This window comes from Streptomyces sp. R44 (assembly GCF_041053105.1).
In the GTDB taxonomy this organism is placed as follows: Bacteria; Actinomycetota; Actinomycetes; order Streptomycetales; family Streptomycetaceae; genus Streptomyces.
The window spans coordinates 8,856,795-8,872,765 of record NZ_CP163444.1; the positions used below are offsets into that span (position 1 = coordinate 8,856,795).

Sequence of the window (15,971 nt, forward strand, 5' to 3'; positions counted from 1 at the left end):
GGGCGCCGGATGAGCTGATGACGCACGGCCACTGGACTCCTCCTGCTTCCGGAAAGCTAGGGGTACGGCACACCGCGCGGCAGGGCTTGGCCGTCGAGCAAAGCGGAACGGGGCCAGCCCGAGAGCGCGTTCCCCGGTCAGTGGCCGAGGGCGTTCTTGAGCTGCTGCTTGGTCATCTTGGATCGGCCATCGATGCCGCGCTTCTTCGCCTCTTGGTAAAGGTCGTCCTTGGTGCGTTCGGAGGAGCCGCTGCCGCTGCCGGACTTCTCGCCGCCGCGTTGCGAGGCGGACTTGCCCCGGGTGGAACTGCGGCTCGCCGTCTTGCTCTCGCCGGAACGGGCGCGTTCCTTGTACACCGTTCGGGAGGCCATCTCCTCCGCGCGGCCTTCCGACATGCCACGCTTCTCAGCCGACTCCTTGATGTGTTCGTACTGACGCTCGCGCTTGGGGCTGGAACCACGGGGCATGACGGAACCCTTCATCGACGTGTGATGTCACGGTCATCGTGCGCGTATCCCGATCACGCCGCATCTCGCGCAATCCGGAACAAAAGCCGTCGTTGCGAGGTCCTCGGGTGCCGGTCGTTGCAGGGCATGAGGAGATCGGGGTTCGACTCCCCACCGTCGCCGAGCGCTTCGGCGTCTGTCCGGCGATGATCTCCTGCATCGAACGCGGCGCACGCCGCGACGACAACCTCGCGGATGCCTACCGGGACTGGCTCAGAGCGGCCTGACTGTTCTGGGGCACGGCCGTCGGCCTCAGTGCCGGGTCAGCGGTGCTGACCGCTCTTCTTGAAGGGCCGGGGTTGGTGGCAACCATCGGGGTGCAGCCGGCTGCGGCGACTGGCGTGGACCACCAGGTACGTGACGACGGTGGCCGGGACAAGGAAACGGGCGATCCATGACGTGCGCAGGGTGATGTCAGCCAAGGACGTGGCCGTCTTCCAGCCGTGAGGGAGACCGAGGAGAAGGGTCGAGATGGGGAGCGAGAGCACGGTCGACGCCAGCACGGCGACAGCCGTCCAACGGACAGGACCTTTCCACCACACGTTTGCGGCATCCTGATCCACGCTGCCCCCCTCACCGATCGTGCGGGCTTGTCGCTCACGGCCTACGGCGGGCGACGGAGCAGCGTCAAGCAAGCAGCAGCACGGGAAGGCCGATCCGGTGCACACAGGCGCTTGACGATCAAGAGGAGCATCAGCCCGCCCAGGCTCGCTACTTTAAGTAACCACTTGGCGTCTGGATGTGCCGTGTACGCCCAGGCGAGGCTGGGAATCCGCTGAGTATGGGAGCACCGATTGTCGTTCACGCGCCCTCCCCGACGGGAGGCCGCCGGGTTACGGCGCGCGGCGAGATCCTTGGCCTCGCGTACGACGACCGTGACCTCATCGAGTTCCTGCGCCGTTCCGGTCTGCCGGATGCCGGCAGGGTTCTGGACGACCCGCAGTGGGTGGAGTGGCGGGGCGGCAGAGCGCACGCGTACGAGGCAGCGTGAGCGCGGTCCCATCCTCTCAGGCGCGGTCGGCATGAGTCCGCTTCGCCTTGCTGCAAGGCTGTCCGGTGGGCTGTGACTGACCTCGGAGGAGCGCGCAGCGCTGTACGAAACCGTGATCAAGCCGCTCCGATCCGACCATGATCACTCTTGCTCAGTCAGGCAAGAACGATCATGGACACTGGCGACGCTACGGGAGCGGCGCATGGCCGGCGAGAGGGCGCCGGGCGGGCCGGGACGCCTCCGGGGAGCACAGGGGGGCGCGGCCGGTCCATTCGCCGGCTGCGGCCCGTTCAGCGGCGGTCAGAGCGCGGGAAGCGGGCGGGCGGCTCGGGAACGTCGGGCCCTGGGCCGAGGACGCCAACGCAGGCTCGCGAACCGGTCCAGGGCCGTCACGCACCTCCTGAACGCGGCAGGCGCGACACGCCTCCGCACAAGCACCCCCATGACGAGGGTGGCGGTATGACCTTTCTGCTCCTGACGGGCATCCCCGCACTTGCCGCCGCGCTCCTCCTCCAGGGGAGTCCGCAAGCACCTCGCCGGCATCGCCGGCCTTCGGTCCGACCGCTTCCTCGCCCGGCACGCAAGAGGCTGATCCACCGCCCCCTTGCACTTCCGCTCCTGGCGGCTCCGACATAAGCGGAGGCAGGTTGCCGGGGCCAGGCCCGGCAACCTGCCTCTACCGTCGAAACCGGTCCCAAGGAGCACTAGGAGCCCAACGCGCCCGCGCCGCGTTCCCGCCTCGCCGCGGCTCCTCGCAACACCTCTCCCGCCGCACCAACGGAAGACACGGCCGCGCCTGGGCGGCGGTGTGATCCGGACCGTACTGGTCGATACATAGGCATCCAGGGAGACACCTATTCGAGGACGGTCGAGTGGACCCCAGCGCCCCGGCCGGCGGTCGCCGCATGCCGACGGTCATGCAATTCCCGACTTGGCGCCGCTTGGGCGTGACGCAATTCCCCACCCGGGCGATCGCGGACTTCACCATGGGGACGGCGGCCGGGAGGACTTGCGCTCAGTTCGTGGCGGCAGGCAGTTGTTCGGGCAGCAACTCCACGCCGAAACGTCGGTGTAGGGCTGCCATGTCCTGCCGGTCCTCGTCGTCGAGCGGGTACCCCGTGTGGCACAGCACCTGCCCCTGCGCGGTCAGGCAGCGTACGGGCTGTCCCTTGATGACTCCGCTGCCGCCGAACCATGCGGCGGCATAGACCCACACCTCGCTGTTTTCCATCGTGTAGTTGCCGTTGCCGTCCCGGTCGAAGACGACAGGGTGGACATCGACGGTGCGTCCGTTCTGGTCACGCAGGACGAAGCAGGAATTCAGGCGCCCCTCAGCCACGGCGAACCCGCGGGCCTGGAGGGCTGCTACGAGGTCGCGGGCTTGATCGACCCGGACGATCACGTCGACGTCCTTGTGGGGACGTGTCTGCTCTCCGAGGAGGGCGTCAACGCCCCAGCCTCCGTCTCCGAGCCACACGTCGATGCCCGCGACCTCAAGAGCCCTGATCACAGTCAAGGCATCCGCAGCACTCATCATCACGCCGCCAGTATCGAGCCCGAAGATCGCATGCTGCACTGGCATTACCTGCTCAACACCGGGTGTCGACGATCAAGCTTTCCCCATCTTGGGCGGTTTGGGATTCACGAGATCCATTATCCAGATTCACCTTGTTTGGCCATGGATAGCGCGGGGTCCGGGATCGAGGGACCTGGTCGTCGCGGAGCTGCTCATGTTCTCGTCCCGTGGCTCGGATGGCCGATGGGCAGCCCGGATGGCGAGGAGCACGTTCGTCGTGGTCGACATCACCGAGATCTACGTCCACCGGTACGCAGGCCGCTCCAAGAGCGAGTTGGCCGCGCGGTTGGGGGTGGACCGCAAGACAGTCAGGAAGCACCTGGCGAGTCCTGAGCCCCTCGTCTTCGAGGCGCTCACGAGACAAGCCGGGACCCTGCCGCCTCATGTTCGGCGGCGCCGTCGTCGAGCCCGGTCCTGGGATTTGGCTGGGGGCGAGGGGCATGGTCAGGGGCTGCGGAACGGTTGGGATTCGCTCCACTCCCAGAACAGCGTCCCGGCCTCCTCCTGTGCGTCCATGTATGCCACCAGGGAAGTCGGGTCCCCGTCGGCGGGCACGTCGATCGCCGCGTGGCGGCGGCCGCTCCACTCGATGGCGAAGCCCCTGCTTCCGGCCCGCGAGGTGATGCCGCCTGCGACCTCTTCGAAGACCTGGGGCTCCAGGGCTGCCTCAAGCAGCGCCCGCAGCGTGCGGTGGCCGCCCTTCTCCACGACCTCGACGAGCATGTCGTCCTGGTCCAGGCGCACCACGTCGAAGAGGTTCAGCCCGTAGATCCGGAAAGGCACGCACTGCATGATGAAGAGATCGTCGTCCTCGCGGCCCCCGAGCCATACCTGCTCGTGGAGGTTCGGGAAGCCGAACGGAGCCAGGTCGACCATCGCGATGCGCTGGGAGGCGGTACGGACCGCCGGTTCCTCGTGGACGATGTACTTCCGGTTCATGGGCACAGGCTAGTCCGCCGCCGAAACGGGCCTGCCCCATGGAGTGGGGGACAGTGCAGCCGGGGGCACGGCAGAAGGGCGAGATCACGATCACCCGCGGTATGGACAAGAGTGTCGCGTTCACCGACTGGATCAAGGAGACCCGGACCGACGCCGATGGCGAATCCGCACGTCAGAACAGCACGGTCGCGACGGGGGAGCACAGAAGCAGACCGTCCGCCGCCTCCACCTCACCAACGCCTAGGCCTGTCCTGCGCTCATGGCCGGGGCGCACCGGTGAACCGAGGAAACGAGAAGGCTCCTGGCCCTTTGTCCTGGTCTTCGAGGCCGGACGTAACCTGGCGGCATGTTGCTGATCCACGACGGGAAGACCACCGCTGGCGCGCCCGTCCCGCGCACCGGTGGCGTCCCGCTCGTTCCGGAGGGCTTCGTATGGCCCCTATGCCGCGAGTGCGATGGGGCCATGCAGTTCCTCGCGCACCTGCCGCTGCCGTTTGGCGTGGCGGCGGTGTTCTTCTGCCAGAACGACCCGGGTATGTGTGACGACTGGAGCGCCACTGCCGGAGGCAATGCCGCCTTCCTTTTCGACGGCGAGCGGCTCTCCCCGGCCATCGTTCCGGCCGAAGGTGAAACGGATCTCGGTGCGGTCACCGCCCTTCGTCTCCACCCCGAGCGCACACCGGCCCTCGAACCGGTTCTGGGGCGACTGGGCGGCGAGCCGGACTGGCTCCAGGGCGACGAGACCCCCGTCTGCCCATCCTGCAGCACACGAATGACATTCGCTGCGGAACTGGAAGAGGGACACGACTTCGCCACCTCGGCGAACTTCGGAGGCGGAGGCCGTGGCTACGTCTTCACCTGCCGCCCCTGCGCCAAGGCCGCGTTTCTCTGGCAGCGCTGATGACCCCGTCACCAGGCACCGTCCGGCTCGTCACGGCCGGAGCCGTAACCGGACCGTTGCTGCGGTGACGGTGCCGTGGATGACGTAGGCCCTCTTGTCGTAACGAGTCGCGACCGCACGAGAGTTCTTGAGCCGGTTGATGGTCCGCTCGACTTCGTTGCGCCGTCGGTAGCGCTCGCGGTCGAAAACGATGGGCCGGCCGCCCGAGCTGCCTCTGCGTCGGCGATTGGCCAGCTGGTCCTTGGGCTCGGGGATGGTGTGCCGGATCCGATGTCTTCGCAGGTAACAACGGTTGCGGCGTGAACTGTATGGCTTGTCGCCACTGATGTGGTCCGGCCGGGTCCGGGGCCGTCCGCCCAGCGGCCGAGGAACCCGGATCCGGTCCAGGACCTCGATCATCTGCGGGGCATCACCCCACTGGCCTGGTGTGACCAGGAAGGCCATGGGGCGGCAGCTGCCATCGCCGGTGAGGTGGATCTTGCAGGTCAGGCCGCCCTGGGACCGTCCGAGTCCCTCGTCGGGGCGGTGGTGCCAGGGCGTCGTCCCCTTTTTCGGAACCCGCGGCCGGGCCTTGCGGGCCCCGGCCGCGTGCTGATGGGCCCGGCAGGACGTCGAGTCGGCGCCGACCATCGACCAGTCGATCCGGCCCGCGAGGTCGGCGTCGGCCTGGACCGCGTGCAGGATCCGGTCCCAGATGCCGTCCGCCGACCAGCGACGATGCCGCTCATAGACGGTTTTCCACGAGCCGTGGCGTTCCGGCGAGTCACGCCACGGGACACCGGTGCGGATTCGGAACGGGATCCCGTTGACCATGATCCGGTAGTCGTTCCACCGGCCGCCCCGACCACCCAGTGGTGGCAGGTGCGGCTCCAGCAGCGACCACTCGCGATTCGTCAGATCCCCCCGGCCCACGACCGAACCAACGAGCCACCGGTCAGACGGTCACATGATCCGCCGGACAGTGCCTAGTAGTGCTTTGTGGTGGTCTTGTCGTGGTGGGTGGGTGGTAGTTCGCTGATTGTATGAGGGCTGGGGAGCTTGCCGCGGTGCGGGGCCGGTTGGAGGAGTTCGCGGCGGAGGTGTTGGCGCCGTTGGTGCGTCGGGGCCAGCGGGCGAAGGGTGCGTTATATCTGCGGGGGCTGCTGCTGGGCGGCCGCAGGAAGTCGATGCAGCCGGTGGCTGAACGGCTCGGTGTCGATCACCAGCAGTTGCAGCAGTTCATGACGACCTCGACGTGGCAGGTCGGGGACGTGCGGGCCCGGCTGGCGTGGCGGGCGGTGGCCCTCGTGCGGCCGCAGGTGTGGGTGGTGGACGACACCGGCTTCCCCAAGGACGGCCTTTGTTCGCCCGGGGTGGCCCGGCAGTACTCGGGCACCCTGGGCAAGGTCGGCAACTGCCAGATCGGTGTCAGTGTCCACGCCGCCTCCGAGGAGGCTTCGTGCCCGTTGTCCTGGCGCCTGTTCCTGCCCGCCGGCTGGGACGGTCCCGACGCCCGGGCCCGCAGGCGGGCCTGCCGGATCCCCGACGACGAGTGCCACCGTCCCAAGTGGCAGCTCGCCCTGGACATGCTCGACGAACTCGCCGGCTTGGGGCTGCGGCCCGCAGTGCTGGTCGTCGATACCGGCTACGGCGCGAACGCCGACTTCCGCCACGGCCTGGACGAACGCGGCCTGGCCTGGGTGCTGCAGGCCAGGGCGAGATGACCGCCCACGGTCAGGACGCGGTGCCGCACCAGCCCGGATATGGCGGGCTCGGCCCCAGGCCGCTGCCCCGCTACCGCACCCGGCCCATGTTCTTGCGCGAGCACGTACTGGCCGCGGGTCGCGGCCGCGGTCGGACCGTGACCTGGCGCAAGGGATCGAAGGCGGCGATGAGCTCGCACTTCGTGTTCCTGCGCGTCCGGCTCGCGGGCCGTCGCCCGAAACCGGCCGCCGACGGCACGATCCCCTTGTCCTGGCTGATCGCTCGGTGGCCCGAGGGTGAGCGCGAACCGGTGCAGTACTGGATCTCGAACCTGCCGTCCGATGTCCCCGCCAGGGATCTGGTCCGGCTTGCGAAAGCCCGGTGGCGGATCGAGCACGACTACCGCGAGCTGAAAACAGCCCTGGGCCTGGACCACTTCGAGGGCCGTTCGTTCGCCGGCTGGCACCGGCACGTCACCCTCGTCACCGCCGCCCACCTGTTCCTGACCGAACAGCGGAGACACCCAAAAGCCCCTGCCAGGGCCTGACCCCCTACCAGGCCCTGGACCTCCTCCAACAGCTCATCGCCACCTGGACCGGCACCTGTCCCACCTGCCGACAGACCGTCCCATGGCAGCCCTACGACACCACCTAACAAAGCACTACTAGGGCCCCGGTCTCCCGCCCACCGGTGGTGTAGCTGACTCCCGGGCCGACCGGGGGGTGCACTGGATGGTTCGAGGTACTCCCGCGCGGCCAGAGTGGGGTCCATGAACACGCACAAGGTCCTGCTCGCCGCCCTGCTCGTCCCGCTCGGTGCCACCCTGGCCGTCGCCCCGGCCGCCTCCGCCGCCACCCCACCTGCCCCGGCCGCCGTATCGGCCTTCGCCGCCTCCTCCGCATCTGCCGGCCTGGAGGAGGCCCCGGACGCCGCGTTCCGTTCCCCCGAGGCGGCTCTGGGCCGGGTGGCTCACCCGCTGCGCACCACCGAGCCCCGCGGTGGTCTGGCCGACCTGCGCCCGTTGGGCCGGATGGTCGGCGACGCTCGGGTGGTGGGCCTGGGCGAGGCCACCCACAGCTCGCACGAGTTCTTCACTGTCAAGCACCGCATCTTGCGGTACCTGGTGGAGGAGAAGGGCTTCCGGGCCTTCGCCCTCGAAGCCCCGTGGAGCACCGGACTTAGGCTCGATGCCTACCTCGTGCGCGGTGAGGGTGACTTGAAGCAGATCATGGACGAGGAGTTCCAGGGCACTTACCGGTGGTGGAACAACGCAGAGTACCGCGAGCTGCTCCAGTGGATACGCTCGTACAACGTCAAGCACCCCAATGACCCGGTCCGTTTCGTCGGTGACGACGGCGGGTTCGCCGGCGCGGAGCTGTACGACAAGGTGAGCGCCTACGCGGCCGCGTCCCGCCCCGAACTCACCCCGCAGCTCACCGAGCTGTACCGGGGCCTGCGGCCCGCCACCGACGCCGAGACATACGTCAACGACTACCTGTCGAAGCCGATGGCCGAACGCAAGGAGCTCGCCGAGCGGACCGGCCGGGCGGTGGACCTGCTCAAGCGGCGGCCCGGCACGGGCGCCGACGCCGACGCGCACGCCTGGGCCGTCCAGCACGCCACCGCGATCCACCAGATGACCACGCTGTTCGCCTTCGACTGGGACGACCCCCAGGCCATCCCCGACATCATGCTCTACCGCGACCGGATCATGGCGGAGAACATCGCCTGGTGGCAGCAGCAAACGGGCGACAAGATCGTGCTCGCCGCCCACAACGGCCACATCGCCCTCAAGACCTATATCCCCGGCGCCTACCCGAAGGTCCAGGGCGACTTCCTGCGCGAGCAGCTGGGCGGCGGCTACCTGAGTGTCGGTCTCACCTTCGACCACGGATCGTTCAACGCCTTCGGCCCGGACGGCGCCGTCCACCGCTTCACCGTCGGCCCGGCCGGGCCCGGCACCGCCGAGCACACCCTGGACCGGGTACGGTACCGCGACTTCGTGGTGGACCTGCGCAACACCCCGGCGGCGGCCCGCGCCTGGCTCGCCACGCCGCGCACCGTCAAAAACATCGGCGCCACCTACCCCGGGATCGCCGACGCCCCCCAGATCCGGCTCTCGGAGTCGTACGACGTCGTGATCCACCTCCAGCGGGTGGAGGCGGCCCGCATGCTCAAGTAGCACCGGGCCCGCGCGGCGTGGCGGCAGCGCAAAAGGCCGGCCGGTCCGACGCCCCGCGCCGCCGGGGCGTTCCCCGCTACTGCCCCGTCCTCGCCGTCTCGTCCTTCCAGCGAACCAGCTCGCGGCCTCGGAGGATGAAGGCACACCCGCACCGCGACGGCCGGCGTCCCGGCCGCAGCGGCGACACCGCGGTCACCGGTCACCCGCAGGCTCAGGACCTGGGCGCCGAACCTCGCGGCCTCAGCGGTCTGCCGCTCGTCCCAGGCGGCGCCGGCAGCGCAATGAGTGCGTCACACGAGGCCGGCGCTGTGGCAGTCTTCGGCGATGTCGAAGACACGGTCCGTCTCAGCTGGAGCCGTTCCTCGTGCGGGAGCAGCCGCCGGGGCGCAGGCCCGCAGTATCACGGCGACACGGACGGCTTCATCGGGCCTGGTCTTGGGCAACGCCGTGGTTGGCGTACAGTTGGGCCTTCCGACGCGTGGTGGAGCAGCTCGGTAGCTCGCTGGGCTCATAACCCAGAGGTCGCAGGTTCAAATCCTGTCCCCGCTACTGAAGTGGCATGCGGCCCGGATCCACAGGATCCGGGCAGGCTCACGCGCATGAGCATGCTGACGGTCATCGACGACCTGGTGGTGGAGGCCGAGCAGCAGATCCGTGAGCGGGCGTGGGTTCCAGGCCCGGCCGACCGTTCCGCCGCCGCGAAGGCCGCCGCCGACCTCCAGGCCGCGGTGGGTGATCCGCAGTACCGGGAGACACTGTCCGCGTTCGACCGGCTGGCAAGTCTTCGAGAAGCGCTTGCCGCGCTGGCCATCGCACTGGCCCAGGTCCATGGCCGCCTGGCCTGGTTCCTGGGTGCTGCTGTCACGGCGCTCTCGCCAGTCTTGCATTGGCGCGAGCTGCCGTCCGAAGGCGGCTCTACCTTCGGTGCCGTCTCGCCGACCCGCCAGCAGTACACGGAAGCCGAAGACGCTGTCCGCCGGCTCCAGAGCGCGTTGAAGGGCGTAGCGGCCGCCTGAGCCCGCCCGCCGTCCGGGCCAACGGGACCCTGCCGCTCAGGCGGCGACTAGGCCGTGTATCCAAAGTGGATCTTGCGCTGTGGACAATCTCATTCCACGGGGCGGGGAGATCTCACGGACGAGCAGTGGGCGGTGCTGGAACCGTTGTTGCCGAAGGGTGTCAGGGCTGGGCAAGCATCCGTCTGGCCTCGGCAACAGTTGCTGGACGTCCGGCCCCATCCGTCCCGCATAGATTCCCTATGTGCAAGAGCTGCGAGACATGGGTGCCCGGCATGGTCAGAAAGGTGCACACCGGATGAGTGATGAGCAGAGCAGGCTGAGGGAGGAATCCCTCGGCAGGGTGTTCACCGGTGCCTCGCGCGTCGAGTGCAGGCCCGTGGACATCGAGGCGGCCCGCCTGGCCTACCAGGAGGCGGGTTTCGACGTCACCGACGAGCTCATGGCGTTCCTCGGGAAGTACGGCGAGACGACGGCCTTCTGGCCGTCGCACGTCACCGGGGATGAGACCTCGCTGACGATCTCAGTCGAGGAGGCTGCGGAGGCGTTCGCGCCGAACGTGCGGTACTTCGAGAAGCGCCTCGGCATGTCCGCCCTGCCGGTGGGCATTGCCTTCGAGACCGAGGAGATGGTCCTCCTCGCCGAGAACGGCGACATCGTTCTTGGCGGCGACGCGGGAGTTCAGCGGGTCGCCAAAGGGTTCGAGGAAGCCGTGCGGGCTCTGATCTCGGGTGACTGGGACATGACGTTCTTCTAGTCGCCGGAGCTCTAACGGCAGGTGCTGGTCACAGCCATTCGTTGATAGCAGCGATGAGGACGGTGGCCTCGTAGCGGGCGGCGAGCTTGTCGTATCGTGTGGCGACCGCGCGGTTCCTCTTGAGGCGGTTGATCCCGCACTCGACCGCGTGACGCTCGCGGTAGTCGACCGGGTCGAAGCGTGGCGGCCGACCGCCGCGGGAGCCGAGCTTCTGGCGGGTGCGCGCCTGGTCGGCCTTGTCGGGGATGGTGCAGCGGCTCCCGCGGGGGCGCAGGTAGGCGCGGTTCTTGCGGGAGGCGTACGCCTTGTGGGCCCGCACCCGATGGGGGCGGACGCGCGGCCGGCCTGGCCCGAGGCGGGGCACGCGAACCTTCTCCAGCACGGGCTCGAACTGCGGCTTGTCTCCGCGCTGCCCTGCCGTGACCAGGATCGACATGGGCTGCTGTCCCTGCTCGACGGTCAGGTGCAGGTTGGTGGTGAACCCGCCGCGGGCTCGCGGGCGTGACCTGGACTGGTCGAAGCACGAGCACGCGTCCTGGCGGGCCCCCGCCGCTCCGGTGTTGGATCTGACGTGTCGCCCCAGCGCACGTAGAGCTTCGGTTCTTCCGCGTCCGTCATGGCGCCAAGATACGGAGGTTGCTGCAGGCCGTCTCAGGATTATCCGGACGGGAGCACAGACGACACCCATCGCCGTGTTCGAACGTTTGGCTGGGGAACCTGATGCTGCTGATGGGGGATTACGTGGAGTTCCACACCGGGCAATGTCTGGCGCTCTCATCAGCGAAAACACAGAGCTGGTCGATGAACTCGCGGTAGCTGTCGGGGGTGTCATGGCTCTTGGTGGGCGGTCCGTCGATCCATTGCTGCCAGAGCCCAGCCGGGGCGAGGAACCGGGCTGCCTGATCGGCACCGAGCTTGGTGTCGATCAACAGGAGCGCGCCGATGGCGGGTGCCTGGTCGTAGTAGAGGTCGGGGCGGCGAAGGTATCGGTCGAGGTAGGCGGCCAGGAGGTCGGCGTCGGAAGGGGTGCCGAATCTGGCGAGGGTGACGCAGTAGGCCTGCCCGGCATAAGGTCCTTCGCTGGCGAGCAGGAGTTCGCCGAGACGCTCGCGGAATCCGGTTCTTCCGGCGACAGCGATGAGCCAGGCTGCCGTCTTGCGCTCGCGCCATCCGCCTTCGAGTAGGACGCCCAGTTCACGGGGGGTGATCTCACTGGCTGCCTTGCCCAGCTTTCGCATGAACTTGGCGCGCTCGCGACCGGTCATGCCATGGAGGCTGCCGCCGAGTTTGAGGTAACGCCGGTCGGGCGTGACATAGCGGCGGATCAACTTGAGCAGCTCGGCATCTTCGTCCGTATGGAGCATGGCGGCATCCTGTCGTGGAAGCAGCTGTTCGAACAGCGATTTGCGCGGTCCTGCCATTCAGCCGGTCGGCTCGTCGTGTGGTTCGCCGAGGTCATCCGGGAGGCTGGTGATGCGGTCGGCGACGCGCTGGTGGCGCTCGATCTCGCGGTCCCAGCCGCGATCCCTGGCGTCATTGATCAGCTGCCCTTCGACGCAGAGGCGTTCACGCAGACGCGGCGCGTACTGAGGTGTGGTGACGAACTTCGCGCAGCTCAGGCAGAGGCCGCACTCGCAGCTCTCCCCGTACGCATAGGGATAGTCCCGCCACGTCCTGCAGGGGCGTCGCTGCGAGCATCCAGTTAGCCCGCCCGACCATGTACGTGTTCCGAGAGGAGTCCAGCGATGAAGAGACCGGACACTGTGTTCCGGATAGGCGTGTGACGCATCGGAATCGGGGGCCTCGGGGCCGCCGGAAATGGGGTCTGGCGCGGCCTCCGCAGGCCCCCGGCTGCCCTCCGACAGCGGCGCGCGATCCTGGGGCCGACCTCCTCCGAACGGGCGCCCACCCGCCCGTCCACGCCCTCGACGAATAAGGCCTGACCTGGCGTTTTCCCTAGATCCGCCTAGGCTGGAGGCTCCGCTGGAGACACCATTGGGGGACTTAATGAGTGACGCCGACAACCCGTACGACGCCAGCCACATCCAGGTACTGGAGGGGTTGGAAGCCGTTCGGAAGCGGCCCGGGATGTACGTTGGCTCGACCAGCCAGCGCGGCCTGCACCAGATGGTGTTCGTTGTCGTCGGCCGGGCGGTAAATGAAGTCCTGGCCGGCCGTGCCAGCGCCGTCGACGTCACCCTCACGCCCGACGGTGGCGTACGTGTCGCCGACGACGGGCCGGGTGTCCCCGTTGAGGCCGCAGGGGACACAGGCGGCCCCGGCCTCGAAGCCTTACTGACCCAAATGCACCCCGGGGCGGAGCCAGGCGGCCGCCACGCTGTGGCCATGAGCCTCTTCGGCGTCGGGCCCTGCGTCACCAACGCCCTGTCGAGCCGCCTGACAGCTGAGGTACGACGCAAGGGGGTCCACTGGGTCCAGGAGTACGCGCGCGGCGTCGCGCTCACCCCACCCATCAGCACAGGACCGACGACCAGAGGCGGGACCACCATCGCCTTCTGGCCCGATACCGACATCTTCGAGACGGCGGAGTGCTCGTTCGCGGTGCTGGCAGAGCGCTTCAGGGAACTGGCCTTCCTCAACCGGGGCCTGGACATCTCGCTGACCGACGAACGCCCCGCGGGCGGGTCCCGATCGGTGCGGTGCCGGTTCCCGGGCGGGGCTCGGGACTTCGTCGCCTTCCTCGACGCGCAGGGAGAAGCTTCCGTCCACCCGGACGTCATCGACTTCGAGCGGGAAGACCCGCGGATCGCCGGGACGGTCGAGGTGGCCCTACGGTGGCGTGGCTCCCACGAGGAGCGGCTCCATAGCTACGCCAACAGCGAGCCCACACCCTACGGCGGCACGCACATGGCAGGGTTCCGCGACGGGGTGGCGGCCGCGGTCAACGCGCACGTGCGGGAGCGGCGGCTCCTGGCGGAGGCAGCCCCCGATCTCAGCGTCGACCAGATCGGCCACGGTCTCACGGCGGTCGTGTCGGTGAAGCTGGACCGGCCCGAGTTCTCGGGCTCCACGCGCGGCATGCTGGGCGGCGCCGCAGTGCGCACCAGCGTCGCCAAGGCCGTACGGGAACACCTCGGCACATGGCTGGAGAGGCACCCAGAGCAGGCCGCGGCCATCGCCGGCCGGATCATCCAGGGCGCCCACCAGGACTAGGCAGCCGCAAACCGCCCCTGCCGGTTCCCGAGAAGGGAGCCGGCAGGGGCGGTCGGGGTGGAGTGCATCCGACGGCCAGCTATTCGCGTCGCCCGTCCGGTCGACGCGACAACTACCCTGCGGGCCACCTACAGCGCTCACCAAGGCCCAGCGCTCCTTATGCCAGGCGCGCGGTCGAGGTTCAGGAACAGGTACTCACGCAGGACGGCATTTGGGAATGGCCCGCCGGCGACCGCCGTATCGCGGGTCGCGACGCCCTGCGCGTCTACTTCGGCAACCGGCCGGCAGACCGACTGTCCCGCCGGATATGCACCAACATCCTGGTCAACGTGACCTCTGCGGACACCGCCTGCGCCACCACCTACTTCACCACGTACCGTGTCGACGGCTACAACGAGGGTCTCGTACCGCCGCGGCCCCCGGTTCAGGTGGGGCACTACGAGGACACGTTCTGCAAGGTGGACGACACCTGGCTGCTCACCACGCGGACTCTCTTCCTCTCCTTCGCCGGCCCCACGGAACGCCTCGACGGATCCGGCCAGTCATGAGAACCACCCCCGACCGGCCGACCGGCCGTCCAGGTCCTCCGGCACGGTGAGCGACACTCCGTAGAACCTGAGCCAGGCCGAAACTCGTGAACAGAGCCATCCTCCCTTGCGCGGGGATGGTCCCTCGTGACTCACCACCAGGAGCACGGCGACGTCCTGCTCCCTGTGTCTGTGGGGGATGGTGTGTATTCGGGTCGCTTCGGTCGCTGTGTTGCGTGGGGTGTGGTGAGTGCTGCCGGGGTGCTGACATGCCCTGCGGTCCGCTTACCACCGCACTTACCATGGCTGTTCCCCGTACGCGTGGGGATGGTCCCGGTTCGTACGCGAGCGAGTCGGCGGTGGCGGCTGTTCCCCGTACGGGCGGGGATGGTCCCGTCGTGTTCCGTGCGGCGGCCGACACGGCCGCCTGGTCCCTGCTTGTGCGGGGATGGCTCTGTTCGCGAGAACGGGCTCTGGCTCAGCTTTTGTGGTGGTGGTACCGGGTGTGAGCGTCGTCCGAGGGGTGTGTCCTGTCTCCGGTGGCCGCTCATTACCATCGAGGTAATCGACCGCTCCGCCTTCCACCGGCAGGATCAGGCACATCGGCAGGACCCCGCTGCAGCCACGAGGAGCGCCATGTCCGTCATTTCCAGTGCCACCACCACGCGTTCTACGGATGAGGCCACCCGGGCCGTCGTACAGGACTTCCTTGCCGCCCGACTGGCAGGAGATACAGAGCGGCTCGGCGCGCTCTTCGCCGAAGAGGTCGACTGGCTCCTCGCCGAGAACCCCACCGTCCCGTGGATCCGCCCGCGTTCCACCGCCGCGGAATGCGCTGCCCAGTTCACGGAGTTGATGGAGTACACCGTGCCCGAGGACGCGCGAGCGTCCGTCGACACGATCCTCGTCAGCGGCACCGACGCCGTCCTGATGGGGCACGTCTCGGGGACCGTACGCACAACGGGGAAGGCCTTCGAGGGCCCGTTCGCGTTGCGCCTCACCGTCGAGGACGGCCGGATCACCCGGCACCATCTCTACGAGAACAGCCTGTCGATAGCTGATGCCTGCGCACCGTGAGGGCGTAGGCGGCCCATCCCGGAGTCGGGAAGAACCTCAGCAGTCATCAGAGTGGTTGCCTCACAGAAGTTGTGCCAGAGCATTCTCGGGTTCTGGCACAGGCTCTGTAAACCGGCGCCGGCCTGGTTCGTACCTGCCCTGGAGATCCGCTTTCCGGTCCTGCTCACCGCCCTCTGTTCCCCTGTACGCGCGGGGAGGGCCCCGAGGCCGAGGCCGAGGAGTGTCTCACTCAGTGCTGCTCCCCGCACCCTGGGGGGGATGGCATCGAACGGCACCAGGCTCACCGGACGATCTGCCCGTGTTGCCAGGGTGTGGTGAGTGAGGGGCCTGTGAGGTTCTCAGGCTGTTTTCCCAGGTGGATGAGTGGTCTGTGAGCGGGGACGGCCTCACCACGGCGCTGAACGCTCATGCTGCCCAGGCGAGTCATCGCCGACGGCTTCAAGGACGTGTTCGTCCAGGGCGGAGGTGCCCGCGCCGTGGGCCTGTCCGAGGTCCAACTCAGGGACATTGCCTACCTCGACGTGGAGTACTGACTCTTCCTGCCCCGACGTGAGCGGGTCTCGCCACTGTGACTGAGTGAGCCCTTTTCAGCGTGGCCTCTGATCGGGTGATGCGGCGTTCCCGTCAGCCGGTACGGCCGCTGGC

Annotated in this window: 16 protein-coding genes, 1 tRNA gene and 2 pseudogenes; 12 read left to right on the forward strand and 7 right to left on the reverse strand. The window is 68.4% G+C overall.

The annotated features are described in order from the left end of the window. Window positions 1-137 precede the first annotated feature (137 nt). Window positions 138-467 (reverse strand): plasmid stabilization protein, encoded by a 330-nt coding sequence (locus AB5J54_RS41100; RefSeq protein ID WP_369149622.1) that lies wholly within the window; start codon window positions 465-467, stop codon window positions 138-140. Window positions 468-574: 107 nt separating this feature from the next. On the opposite strand from AB5J54_RS41100, the gene AB5J54_RS41105 reads away from it, so the two are divergent. Then, the gene (locus AB5J54_RS41105) at window positions 575-733 is read left to right on the forward strand and encodes a hypothetical protein (protein WP_369149142.1); all 159 of its coding nucleotides are present in this window, start codon (window positions 575-577) and stop codon (window positions 731-733) included. A 36-nt stretch (window positions 734-769) separates the two neighbouring features. On the opposite strand, the gene AB5J54_RS41110 is transcribed toward AB5J54_RS41105, so the two are convergent. Continuing rightward, the gene (locus tag AB5J54_RS41110) at window positions 770-1,069 is read right to left on the reverse strand and encodes a hypothetical protein (protein WP_369149143.1); all 300 of its coding nucleotides are present in this window, start codon (window positions 1,067-1,069) and stop codon (window positions 770-772) included. Between the two features lie 218 nt (window positions 1,070-1,287). On the opposite strand from AB5J54_RS41110, the gene AB5J54_RS41115 reads away from it, so the two are divergent. Beyond that, complete coding sequence (locus AB5J54_RS41115; RefSeq protein WP_369149144.1) at window positions 1,288-1,497, forward strand: hypothetical protein; 210 nt, start codon at window positions 1,288-1,290, stop codon at window positions 1,495-1,497. Window positions 1,498-2,512: 1,015 nt separating this feature from the next. Here the strand turns inward: AB5J54_RS41115 and AB5J54_RS41120 are convergent. Both AB5J54_RS41120 and AB5J54_RS41125 read right to left on the reverse strand, forming a co-directional pair. Then, window positions 2,513-3,073, reverse strand: coding sequence for a nucleotidyltransferase domain-containing protein (locus AB5J54_RS41120; RefSeq protein ID WP_369149146.1), 561 nt, complete (start codon window positions 3,071-3,073; stop codon window positions 2,513-2,515). A gap of 444 nt (window positions 3,074-3,517) precedes the next feature. Then, window positions 3,518-4,012, reverse strand: a complete 495-nt coding sequence (locus AB5J54_RS41125) for a DUF4265 domain-containing protein (RefSeq protein ID WP_369149147.1) — start codon at window positions 4,010-4,012, stop codon at window positions 3,518-3,520. 346 nt (window positions 4,013-4,358) lie between these two features. Between AB5J54_RS41125 and AB5J54_RS41130 the strand changes: the two genes are divergently transcribed. Next, window positions 4,359-4,913, forward strand: coding sequence for a hypothetical protein (locus AB5J54_RS41130; RefSeq protein ID WP_369149148.1), 555 nt, complete (start codon window positions 4,359-4,361; stop codon window positions 4,911-4,913). Between the two features lie 30 nt (window positions 4,914-4,943). On the opposite strand, the gene AB5J54_RS41135 is transcribed toward AB5J54_RS41130, so the two are convergent. Then, window positions 4,944-5,825 carry an IS5 family transposase gene (locus AB5J54_RS41135; RefSeq protein ID WP_369149149.1) on the reverse strand — a complete coding sequence of 294 codons (882 nt, stop codon included), beginning with the start codon at window positions 5,823-5,825 and terminating at the stop codon, window positions 4,944-4,946. Between the two features lie 110 nt (window positions 5,826-5,935). On the opposite strand from AB5J54_RS41135, the pseudogene AB5J54_RS41140 reads away from it, so the two are divergent. The 5 genes and pseudogenes from AB5J54_RS41140 (at window position 5,936) to AB5J54_RS41160 (ending at window position 10,548) form a co-directional block, all read left to right on the forward strand. Next, window positions 5,936-7,143: pseudogene (locus AB5J54_RS41140) on the forward strand (IS701 family transposase). 222 nt (window positions 7,144-7,365) lie between these two features. Then, a complete protein-coding gene (locus AB5J54_RS41145; protein WP_369149150.1) occupies window positions 7,366-8,778 on the forward strand; it encodes an erythromycin esterase family protein in 1,413 nt (470 codons plus the stop codon). 475 nt (window positions 8,779-9,253) lie between these two features. After that, window positions 9,254-9,327, forward strand: a tRNA-Met gene (locus AB5J54_RS41150). Between the two features lie 50 nt (window positions 9,328-9,377). Next, window positions 9,378-9,794 carry a hypothetical protein gene (locus tag AB5J54_RS41155; protein WP_369149151.1) on the forward strand — a complete coding sequence of 139 codons (417 nt, stop codon included), beginning with the start codon at window positions 9,378-9,380 and terminating at the stop codon, window positions 9,792-9,794. A 295-nt stretch (window positions 9,795-10,089) separates the two neighbouring features. Further along, a complete protein-coding gene (locus AB5J54_RS41160; RefSeq protein ID WP_369149152.1) occupies window positions 10,090-10,548 on the forward strand; it encodes an SUKH-3 domain-containing protein in 459 nt (152 codons plus the stop codon). A 28-nt stretch (window positions 10,549-10,576) separates the two neighbouring features. On the opposite strand, the gene AB5J54_RS41165 is transcribed toward AB5J54_RS41160, so the two are convergent. After that, complete coding sequence (locus tag AB5J54_RS41165) at window positions 10,577-11,380, reverse strand: transposase (protein WP_369149153.1); 804 nt, start codon at window positions 11,378-11,380, stop codon at window positions 10,577-10,579. Next, the gene (locus AB5J54_RS41170; protein ID WP_369149623.1) at window positions 11,286-11,912 is read right to left on the reverse strand and encodes a DUF6000 family protein; all 627 of its coding nucleotides are present in this window, start codon (window positions 11,910-11,912) and stop codon (window positions 11,286-11,288) included. Before AB5J54_RS41170 ends, AB5J54_RS41165 begins: the two co-directional genes overlap by 95 nt. A 982-nt stretch (window positions 11,913-12,894) precedes the next feature. Between AB5J54_RS41170 and AB5J54_RS41175 the strand changes: the two genes are divergently transcribed. The 4 genes and pseudogenes from AB5J54_RS41175 (at window position 12,895) to AB5J54_RS41190 (ending at window position 15,859) form a co-directional block, all read left to right on the forward strand. After that, entirely contained in the window at window positions 12,895-13,722 is an 828-nt protein-coding gene (locus AB5J54_RS41175; RefSeq protein WP_369149154.1) for a hypothetical protein, read from the forward strand. Between the two features lie 188 nt (window positions 13,723-13,910). Then, window positions 13,911-14,270, forward strand: a pseudogene (locus AB5J54_RS41180) (nuclear transport factor 2 family protein); the annotation flags it as partial. 615 nt (window positions 14,271-14,885) lie between these two features. Next, entirely contained in the window at window positions 14,886-15,326 is a 441-nt protein-coding gene (locus tag AB5J54_RS41185; protein WP_369149155.1) for a nuclear transport factor 2 family protein, read from the forward strand. A 407-nt stretch (window positions 15,327-15,733) separates the two neighbouring features. Beyond that, complete coding sequence (locus AB5J54_RS41190) at window positions 15,734-15,859, forward strand: hypothetical protein (RefSeq protein WP_369149156.1); 126 nt, start codon at window positions 15,734-15,736, stop codon at window positions 15,857-15,859. Window positions 15,860-15,971 lie beyond the last annotated feature (112 nt).

What these genes read in the sequence shown, in the direction of transcription:
- AB5J54_RS41165 (WP_369149153.1), bottom strand. Translation starts at nt 11,380, where the DNA reads ATGACACCCCCGACAGCTACCGCGAGTTCATCGACCAGCTCTGTGTTT.
- AB5J54_RS41125 (WP_369149147.1), bottom strand. Translation starts at nt 4,012, where the DNA reads ATGAACCGGAAGTACATCGTCCACGAGGAACCGGCGGTCCGTACCGCC.
- AB5J54_RS41175 (WP_369149154.1), top strand. Translation starts at nt 12,895, where the DNA reads ATGAGCCTCTTCGGCGTCGGGCCCTGCGTCACCAACGCCCTGTCGAGC.
- AB5J54_RS41115 (WP_369149144.1), top strand. Translation starts at nt 1,288, where the DNA reads ATGGGAGCACCGATTGTCGTTCACGCGCCCTCCCCGACGGGAGGCCGC.
- AB5J54_RS41155 (WP_369149151.1), top strand. Translation starts at nt 9,378, where the DNA reads ATGAGCATGCTGACGGTCATCGACGACCTGGTGGTGGAGGCCGAGCAG.
- AB5J54_RS41170 (WP_369149623.1), bottom strand. Translation starts at nt 11,912, where the DNA reads ATGCTCCATACGGACGAAGATGCCGAGCTGCTCAAGTTGATCCGCCGC.
- AB5J54_RS41145 (WP_369149150.1), top strand. Translation starts at nt 7,366, where the DNA reads ATGAACACGCACAAGGTCCTGCTCGCCGCCCTGCTCGTCCCGCTCGGT.
- AB5J54_RS41130 (WP_369149148.1), top strand. Translation starts at nt 4,359, where the DNA reads ATGTTGCTGATCCACGACGGGAAGACCACCGCTGGCGCGCCCGTCCCG.
- AB5J54_RS41100 (WP_369149622.1), bottom strand. Translation starts at nt 467, where the DNA reads ATGCCCCGTGGTTCCAGCCCCAAGCGCGAGCGTCAGTACGAACACATC.
- AB5J54_RS41160 (WP_369149152.1), top strand. Translation starts at nt 10,090, where the DNA reads ATGAGTGATGAGCAGAGCAGGCTGAGGGAGGAATCCCTCGGCAGGGTG.
- AB5J54_RS41185 (WP_369149155.1), top strand. Translation starts at nt 14,886, where the DNA reads ATGTCCGTCATTTCCAGTGCCACCACCACGCGTTCTACGGATGAGGCC.
- AB5J54_RS41190 (WP_369149156.1), top strand. Translation starts at nt 15,734, where the DNA reads ATGCTGCCCAGGCGAGTCATCGCCGACGGCTTCAAGGACGTGTTCGTC.